Source organism: Citrobacter sp. wls619 (assembly GCF_005281345.1).
Lineage (GTDB): Bacteria > Pseudomonadota > Gammaproteobacteria > Enterobacterales > Enterobacteriaceae > Citrobacter.
The window spans coordinates 77,251-85,796 of sequence record NZ_SZXJ01000064.1 but is presented as its reverse complement, the minus strand read 5'-3'; the positions used below and the strand labels follow the sequence as shown (position 1 = coordinate 85,796).

General features: G+C 52.2%; 8 protein-coding genes and 1 tRNA gene. 7 read left to right on the top strand and 2 right to left on the bottom strand.

Features of this window, described 5'->3' with window-relative positions:
- The first annotated feature begins 77 nt into the window (after nucleotides 1-77).
- Nucleotides 78-153 (top strand) — tRNA-Trp (locus tag FDX19_RS14080).
- 102 nt (nucleotides 154-255) lie between these two features.
- Here FDX19_RS14080 and hdfR read toward each other — a convergent pair.
- The gene (hdfR, locus tag FDX19_RS14075; protein ID WP_137383195.1) at nucleotides 256-1,101 is read right to left on the bottom strand and encodes an HTH-type transcriptional regulator HdfR; all 846 of its coding nucleotides are present in this window, start codon (nucleotides 1,099-1,101) and stop codon (nucleotides 256-258) included.
- Nucleotides 1,102-1,207: 106 nt separating this feature from the next.
- On the opposite strand from hdfR, the gene maoP reads away from it, so the two are divergent.
- The gene (gene maoP, locus FDX19_RS14070; protein WP_003018025.1) at nucleotides 1,208-1,546 is read left to right on the top strand and encodes a macrodomain Ori organization protein MaoP; all 339 of its coding nucleotides are present in this window, start codon (nucleotides 1,208-1,210) and stop codon (nucleotides 1,544-1,546) included.
- Nucleotides 1,547-1,570: 24 nt separating this feature from the next.
- Here the strand turns inward: maoP and FDX19_RS14065 are convergent, their stop codons facing one another.
- Entirely contained in the window at nucleotides 1,571-3,091 is a 1,521-nt protein-coding gene (locus FDX19_RS14065; RefSeq protein ID WP_137383194.1) for a YifB family Mg chelatase-like AAA ATPase, read from the bottom strand.
- Between the two features lie 353 nt (nucleotides 3,092-3,444).
- On the opposite strand from FDX19_RS14065, the gene ilvL reads away from it, so the two are divergent.
- From ilvL to ilvD, 5 genes are all read left to right on the top strand, one after another.
- Nucleotides 3,445-3,543 carry an ilv operon leader peptide gene (ilvL, locus tag FDX19_RS14060; protein ID WP_001311244.1) on the top strand — a complete coding sequence of 33 codons (99 nt, stop codon included), beginning with the start codon at nucleotides 3,445-3,447 and terminating at the stop codon, nucleotides 3,541-3,543.
- Between the two features lie 139 nt (nucleotides 3,544-3,682).
- Nucleotides 3,683-5,329, top strand: coding sequence for an acetolactate synthase 2 catalytic subunit (ilvG, locus tag FDX19_RS14055; protein WP_137383193.1), 1,647 nt, complete (start codon nucleotides 3,683-3,685; stop codon nucleotides 5,327-5,329).
- The gene (ilvM, locus tag FDX19_RS14050; RefSeq protein WP_003018017.1) at nucleotides 5,326-5,589 is read left to right on the top strand and encodes an acetolactate synthase 2 small subunit; all 264 of its coding nucleotides are present in this window, start codon (nucleotides 5,326-5,328) and stop codon (nucleotides 5,587-5,589) included. Before ilvG ends, ilvM begins: the two co-directional genes overlap by 4 nt.
- Before the next feature lie 17 nt (nucleotides 5,590-5,606).
- Entirely contained in the window at nucleotides 5,607-6,536 is a 930-nt protein-coding gene (locus tag FDX19_RS14045; protein WP_137383192.1) for a branched-chain amino acid transaminase, read from the top strand.
- Nucleotides 6,537-6,694: 158 nt separating this feature from the next.
- On the top strand, nucleotides 6,695-8,545 hold the full coding sequence (ilvD, locus tag FDX19_RS14040; protein WP_137383191.1) for a dihydroxy-acid dehydratase: 1,851 nt from the start codon (nucleotides 6,695-6,697) through the stop codon (nucleotides 8,543-8,545).
- Nucleotide 8,546 lies beyond the last annotated feature (1 nt).

The following is an 8,546-nucleotide window of genomic DNA, read 5'->3' as shown; positions in this document are numbered from 1 at the left end:
GGTTCGAGTCCCGTCCGTTCCGCCACTTATTAGAAAATTAAGCCTGCTACTAAGCAGGCTTAATGATAAGAAAATTTAGGGGCGTAGCTCAGTTGGTAGAGCACCGGTCTCCAAAACCGGGTGTCGCGAGTTCGAGTCTCTCCGCCCCTGCCAGAAACAATCCTTAGCATTTTTGCTAAGGATTTTTTTTTACCTGAACATTATGTTCGAGATCTTCCAGTTCAATGTTTTCCGGCATCCTTGCCAGCGTTTTCATTAATCTTCCAAAATATTTGTTTTCAGCAGTTCGCGAATTAGCGCATGTTTGTCGCTATTTTGCAGCCAAACCGCATATAACGGACGTGAAAGCGTCGTACTGTCGGTAACCGTGTGAAGATCGCTTTTGGTTCTGGCCCAACAGACGGGAAGCCAACTAAATCCTTTAATTACAGAAAGTTGCTGTCTTGCCAGTTCTGCAGAACTGGTAGTAAGTACCGGCACTTCATCTCCTGCAATCAATCCCGCTTCATGCTGCTGAAAATCCGGTCCCCATTCCAGGCGTAGGTAATTCAGTTCATCTTTGGTTTGCGAAGGGGTACTGCAATAAAGCGCCAGCGTGAAATATCCCAACAGTTGGCTGCTAAATTCGTCCATTTTTGGGGTTTCGGTCGTAATTAACAGATCCAGCTGTCGTTCATGGAGCTGCTTTACCAGCGACTGGCGCTGAGCGATTCGCGCTTCAAACTGCAGGCTGGATTGTGGCTCCTGAGATTGGTATAAACGCCGCAACCAGTCATTGAGCATGCATTCCCAAAGGGATGCACTGGCACCGATCGAAAACTCGTTGTGCCGCGAGGTATTCGCGACCTCCTTACGTGCTGCTTGCCACGTATTCATCAGCGTTTCTGCGTAAGGCAATAATTTTTCACCTGCAGCGGTCAAACGAATATTGTTTCTGTGTCGGGTGAACAGGTTCACACCCAGTTGATTTTCCAGTTGTCTGATCCGAAAACTTACCGCCGACTGGGTCAGGTAAAGCGCTTCAGCAGCCCTGCCAAAGTGGCGTGTCCGGCTAACTTCCAGGAAAGTTTTTAACAATTCCGTATCCACAACGCGCTCCATAAAATTATTTGTCGTGATGATTTAAATCTTTTGTTTGACGCTCTGTCAAGCGTAACTAATACTCCGCGCCATAAATAGCTCGGCCAAAGAATTAGGAGCGTGCAGGATGGCGGAAAGCTTTACGACGACTAATCGATATTTCGACAATAAATATTACCCCCGCGGATTCTCCCGTCATGGTGATTTCACCATTAAAGAGGCACAGCTGCTTGAGCGTCATGGCTATGCCTTCAACGAGCTGGATCTGGGCAAACGTGAGCCAGTAACTGAAGAAGAAAAATTGTTTGTTGCGGTATGCCGCGGTGAACGCGAACCGGTTACTGAAGCTGAACGTGTGTGGTCCAAGTACATGACGCGGATTAAACGTCCGAAACGTTTCCACACTCTGTCTGGCGGGAAACCTCAGGTAGAAGGTGCGGAAGATTACACCGAATCTGATGATTAATAAAAAAGGGCGTAAGCCCTTTTTTTATGCCTGTAATTTCTGCAGGTGAATTAATAACCTGTCTATCGCCCGATAAGCAACGGCCTCCTGCAAGTGCTGGCGGGTGATATGGTCGCACTGTTCAATATCCGCAATGGTACGTGCGACTTTTATCAGGCGTAGCCAGGCGCGGATGGACAATCCAAGACGCGCTAAGGTGTCCTCAAGCCAGTGCGCATCATCACTGCGAAGCATGCAAAACTTATGTATATCCTGACTGTCCAGATGCGCATTTAACTTATTTTGCCGCTGGTATTGACGTTCCCGAGCTGCCAGAACACGTTGTTTTACCGTAGCGCTGTCTTCTCCTTTCACTGCGTTCTGGCTGAGTATGCCGGGGGGTGGCAAGGGGATTTCGAGGGAGAGATCAAAGCGGTCAAGAAAAGGTCCTGATAGTCGATTAAGATAACGCAGCGTCTGTTCTGAACTGCAGCGGTTATGGTTCCCCTGGTAATGGCCCGTTGGGCTAGGATTCATAGCAGCAATCAGTTGAAAACGCGCCGGATAGGTTATTTTAGCCCGCGTGCGGGACAAATGGATCTGTCCGGACTCAATAGGCTCACGTAGTGCATCCAGCGTGCGTCGCTCAAACTCAGGTAATTCATCCAGAAACAGTATGCCGTTATGCGCCAGAGAGATCTCTCCCGGTGCGGGAATAGAACCACCCCCCACCATTGCGGTTAATGAAGCACTGTGATGGGGAGAACGAAAAGGGCGTTGCTTCCACTGTTTTTGTATCGTATCGGAATTGACCAGACTGAGGATCGCTGCACTTTCCAGCGCCTCATCGTTGCTAAGTGGAGGGAGCAGTCCTCTGAGGCGGCTGGCCAGCATGGTCTTGCCCGTCCCAGGTGGGCCGATAAACAGGAGGTTGTGACCACCAGCGGCGGTGATCTCCAGCCCCCGTTTACCCTGTTCCTGACCGATGACATCACTGAGATCCTCTGGTGAAGGTTCGGCGGTAAAGTCTGCAGATTGCGGTTTGTCTAAATCATGCTTTCCTTCCAGGAATGCGCATACCGCCTGCAGGTGATCGGCAATCAGGCACCCTTCACCGTGTATTAGGCCAACCTCTGCGGCATTCTCTTTAGCGACAATGATTTGACGGCCTGCACGAATCGCTTCGGTTGCGCTTGATATAGCGCCTGGAACGCCGCGTAAAGCGCCTGTAAGCGCTAATTCGCCTACCAGCTCATAGGTATCGAGATTATGGGTTGTAAGCTGCTCAGAAGCGACCAGAAGCGCAACAGCGATAGGTAAATCATATCGTCCCCCTTCTTTGGGGAGGTCAGCCGGAGCCAGGTTGATGGTTATCTTCCTGGCCGGGAATTCATACCCGCTATTAATAATTGCGCTGCGTACCCGATCGCGAGCCTCTTTCACCGTCGTTTCAGGTAACCCCACCATGGTTAAACCAGGCAGGCCATTGCTGATATGTACCTCGATGGTAATGGCAGGTGCATTCACGCCGAGTGCGGCGCGTGTGTGAACAATCGATAGTGACATAACCCCCTCCTGATAGGAATATTATGTCGCAATAGATATCGGCAAGATTCTGCATAATTGATGTTTTTAGATGCTTATTCCTGTGTTTTTGTGTAATCAGGAATCGCTTGCGCCATGTCTGGAATCTCGCTCGCAAATGCGTATGAGTGTGCCGAGGAAAGGGATCGCAGGTTGTGCTGATGTGCTGAAACGTGAAATATTTTCATTTTATATTTTTTGTATAAAAAACAACGGTATTTATCTAAACCGTTAACAGCGTCAGAAAAATGAAAACAAAAATATCTTGTGCTATTCGCAAATTCTATGGTAACTCTTTAGGCATTCCTTCGAACAAGATGCAAGAAAATACAAAAATGACAGCCCTTCTACGAGTGATTAGCCTGGTCGTGATTAGCGTGGTGGTGATTATTATCCCACCGTGCGGGGCTGCACTTGGACGAGGAAAGGCTTAGAAAACAAGCCTTAACGAACTAAGACCCCCGCACCGAAAGGTCCGGGGGTTTTTTTTGACCTTAAAAACAGACACGAGGAGCAGAAAGTGAACGGTAGCATAAAATTCTGTTTCTCAAGATTTACGGCGGGGATGTAACTATGAATGGGGCACAGTGGGTGGTACATGCGTTGCGTGCACAAGGGGTTAAAACCGTCTTTGGTTATCCCGGTGGCGCAATTATGCCGGTTTACGATGCATTGTATGACGGCGGCGTAGAGCACCTGTTGTGCCGACACGAGCAGGGCGCGGCGATGGCGGCTATTGGCTATGCCCGCTCTACAGGTAAAACCGGTGTATGCATCGCCACTTCCGGTCCAGGTGCTACCAACCTGATTACGGGTCTTGCTGATGCGCTGTTAGATTCAGTTCCTGTTGTGGCCATCACCGGCCAGGTTGCTGCACCATTCATCGGAACCGATGCGTTTCAGGAAGTGGACGTGCTGGGTATGTCGCTGTCCTGCACCAAACATAGCTTCCTGGTCCAGTCACTGGAAGAGCTGCCGCGTATCATGGCGGAAGCTTTCAACGTGGCGAATTCCGGTCGTCCGGGTCCGGTTCTGGTTGATATCCCGAAAGATATCCAGTTAGCCAGCGGTACGCTGGAGCCGTATTTCACGACCGTAGAAGATGCGGCTGCATTCCCTCATGCTGACGTTGAGCAGGCGCGTAACATGCTGGCGCAGGCGCAAAAACCAATCCTGTACGTAGGGGGCGGCGTTGGTATGGCGCAGGCGGTTCCTGCCCTGCGTGAATTTATCGCGCTGACCCAATTACCGGTCGCTTGTACGCTGAAAGGTCTGGGCGCAGTTGACGCTGATTATCCGTATTACCTGGGAATGCTGGGGATGCACGGAACCAAGGCGGCGAATTTTGCGGTGCAGGAATGCGACTTACTGATCGCTGTCGGGGCACGTTTTGATGACCGGGTGACTGGCAAGCTGAACACATTCGCTCCGAATGCCAGCGTGATCCACATGGATATCGATCCGGCTGAGATGAACAAACTGCGCCAGGCGCACGTAGCGTTACAGGGCGATTTAAATACACTGTTACCGGCATTACAACAACCTCTGAACGTTGACGCCTGGCGTCAGCACAGTGCAGAACTGCGCGCAGAGCATACCTGGCGCTACGACCATCCGGGTGAGGCCATCTATGCGCCGTTGTTGTTAAAACAACTGTCGGACCGTAAACCTGCGGATAGCGTTGTTACAACGGATGTTGGCCAGCATCAGATGTGGTCGGCACAGCATATGACCTACACCCGCCCGGAAAATTTCATTACTTCCAGCGGGCTGGGAACGATGGGCTTTGGTTTACCTGCCGCGGTTGGCGCACAGGTAGCTCGCCCGAATGATACGGTAATCTGTATCTCCGGTGACGGTTCCTTCATGATGAATGTACAGGAGCTGGGCACCGTAAAACGCAAGCAATTGCCGTTGAAGATCGTCTTACTCGACAACCAACGGTTAGGTATGGTTCGACAATGGCAGCAGTTGTTTTTTCAGGAACGTTATAGCGAAACCACCCTTACCGATAACCCCGATTTCCTCATGTTGGCCAGCGCATTCGGCATCCCAGGTCAACATATCACCCGTAAAGACCAGGTTGAAGCGGCCCTCGACACTATGCTGAACAGTGAGGGGCCATACTTGCTTCATGTCTCAATCGACGAACTTGAGAATGTCTGGCCTCTGGTACCACCAGGTGCCAGCAACTCAGAAATGCTGGAGAAATTATCATGATGCAACATCAGGTCGCCGTTGAGGCTCGTTTCAATCCGGAAACGTTAGAACGTGTTTTACGCGTGGTACGCCATCGTGGTTTTCAGGTGTGCTCCATGAATATGGAAGCCGCCAGCGATGCGCAGAATATAAATATCGAATTGACCGTTGCCAGCCCCCGGTCGGTCGACTTACTGTTTAGTCAGTTAAGTAAACTGGTAGATGTTGCACACGTTGCTATCTGCCAGAGCACAACCACATCACAACAAATCCGCGCCTGAGCGCAAAAGGAAGAAAAATGACGACGAAAAAAGCTGATTACATTTGGTCTAATGGCGAGATGATTCGTTGGGAAGACGCGAAGGTTCACGTGATGTCCCACGCGCTGCATTACGGTACTTCTGTATTTGAAGGCATCCGTTGCTACGACTCTCACAAAGGGCCGGTGGTGTTCCGTCATCGCGAACATATGCAGCGTCTGCGTGATTCAGCCAAGATCTATCGTTTTCCGGTCTCTCAGAGCGTTGATGAACTGATGGAAGCGTGCCGCGCGGTGATCCGCAAAAACAATCTGACCAGCGCCTATATCCGTCCGCTGGTTTTTGTTGGCGATGTAGGTATGGGCGTTAACCCGCCTGCGGGATACACCACGGATGTGATTATTGCTGCGTTCCCATGGGGGGCTTACCTCGGTGCAGATGCTCTGGATCAGGGGATTGATGCCATGGTTTCTTCCTGGAACCGTGTTGCACCAAACACAATTCCTACCGCGGCTAAAGCCGGTGGCAACTATCTGTCTTCGCTGCTGGTGGGTAGCGAAGCGCGTCGTCATGGTTATCAAGAAGGTATTGCGCTGGACGTGAATGGCTACATCTCCGAAGGTGCCGGTGAAAACCTGTTTGAAGTTAAAGACGGCATTCTGTTTACCCCGCCGTTTACCTCTTCCGCGCTGCCAGGCATCACCCGTGACGCGATCATCAAGCTGGCGAAAGATCTCGATATCGAAGTGCGTGAGCAGGTACTTTCCCGCGAATCGCTGTACCTGGCTGACGAAGTGTTCATGTCCGGCACTGCGGCGGAAATCACACCAGTACGCAGCGTTGATGGTATTCAGGTCGGTGAAGGCCGCTGCGGTCCAGTCACCAAACGTATCCAGCAAGCCTTCTTTGGCCTCTTCACCGGTGAAACAGAAGATAAATACGGCTGGTTGGATTCAGTAAACCAATAACAAAATTAATATTTCCCCAAAATAATTCATGTTGCAGGAAGACGGCAACGCAGCAAGTCCCAGGAGCTTACTGTAGTAAGTGACTGGGGTGAGCGAGGCAGTCAACGCACCTGCGGCGTGAAGTAAGCGGGGGAAAGACAGACGGGAGTTAATCAAGCATGCCTAAGTATCGTTCTGCCACCACCACCCATGGCCGTAATATGGCGGGTGCCCGCGCATTGTGGCGCGCCACCGGGATGACCGATGACGACTTCGGTAAACCGATTATCGCTGTGGTGAACTCCTTTACCCAGTTTGTGCCGGGTCATGTCCACCTGCGCGATCTCGGTAAACTGGTTGCCGAACAAATCGAAGCCTCAGGCGGCGTGGCAAAAGAGTTCAACACCATTGCTGTGGATGACGGAATTGCCATGGGCCACGGGGGCATGCTGTATTCACTGCCGTCGCGCGAGCTGATTGCCGATTCGGTCGAGTACATGGTTAACGCCCACTGTGCCGATGCGATGGTCTGCATCTCCAACTGCGACAAAATCACCCCCGGGATGTTAATGGCCTCTTTGCGCCTGAATATTCCGGTGATCTTTGTTTCCGGTGGCCCGATGGAAGCCGGGAAAACCAAGCTTTCTGACCAAATCATCAAGCTCGACCTCGTTGATGCGATGATTCAGGGCGCGGACCCGAAAGTCTCCGACTCACAAAGCGAACAGGTTGAGCGTTCCGCCTGTCCGACTTGCGGCTCCTGCTCGGGGATGTTCACCGCCAACTCGATGAACTGTCTGACCGAAGCGCTGGGCCTGTCGCAGCCGGGTAATGGTTCGCTGCTGGCGACTCACGCTGACCGTAAGCAACTGTTTCTCAATGCCGGTTCGCGTATCGTCGAGCTGACCAAACGCTATTATGAGCAGGATGACGCTTCCGCTCTGCCGCGCAACATTGCCAGCAAGGCGGCGTTTGAAAACGCCATGACCCTGGATATCGCGATGGGCGGCTCCACCAACACCGTTCTGCATCTGCTGGCGGCAGCGCAGGAAGCCGAAATCGACTTCACTATGAGTGACATCGACAAGCTGTCCCGCAAAGTCCCGCAGTTGTGTAAAGTGGCGCCGAGTACGCAGAAATATCATATGGAAGACGTGCACCGTGCGGGCGGCGTACTGGGCATTTTAGGCGAACTGGACAGAGCAGGCCTGCTGAACCGTGACGTGAAAAACGTGTTGGGTCTGACGCTGCCGCAAACGCTCGATCGGTATGACGTGGTGCTGACCAAAGATGACGCGGTGAAAAAGATGTTCCGCGCAGGCCCGGCCGGCATCCGTACCACCCAGGCGTTCTCGCAGGACTGCCGTTGGGATACGCTGGATGACGATCGTGCCGAAGGTTGTATCCGCTCGCTGGAACACGCCTACAGCAAAGACGGCGGCCTGGCTGTGTTGTACGGTAACTTCGCGGAAAACGGCTGCATCGTGAAAACCGCAGGCGTGGATGACAGCATCCTGAAATTCACCGGCCCGGCAAAAGTCTATGAAAGCCAGGACGATGCGGTTGAGGCTATTCTTGGCGGCAAAGTGGTTGCCGGCGACGTGGTGGTAATTCGCTATGAAGGGCCGAAAGGCGGACCAGGGATGCAGGAAATGCTTTACCCAACCACCTTCCTGAAATCGATGGGTCTGGGCAAGGCCTGTGCGCTGATAACCGATGGCCGTTTCTCTGGCGGTACTTCGGGCCTCTCTATCGGTCACGTTTCACCGGAAGCGGCCAGCGGCGGTAATATCGCGATTATCGAAGATGGCGACATGATTGCCATCGATATCCCGAATCGTGGCATTCAACTGCAACTGAGTGATGCGGAAATCGCTGCGCGCCGTGAAGCGCAGGAAGCTCGTGGTGACAAAGCCTGGACGCCAAAAGATCGTCAGCGTCAGGTCTCCTTTGCACTGCGCGCCTACGCCAGCCTGGCTACCAGCGCGGACAAAGGTGCGGTGCGCGATAAATCGAAACTCGGGGGATAAT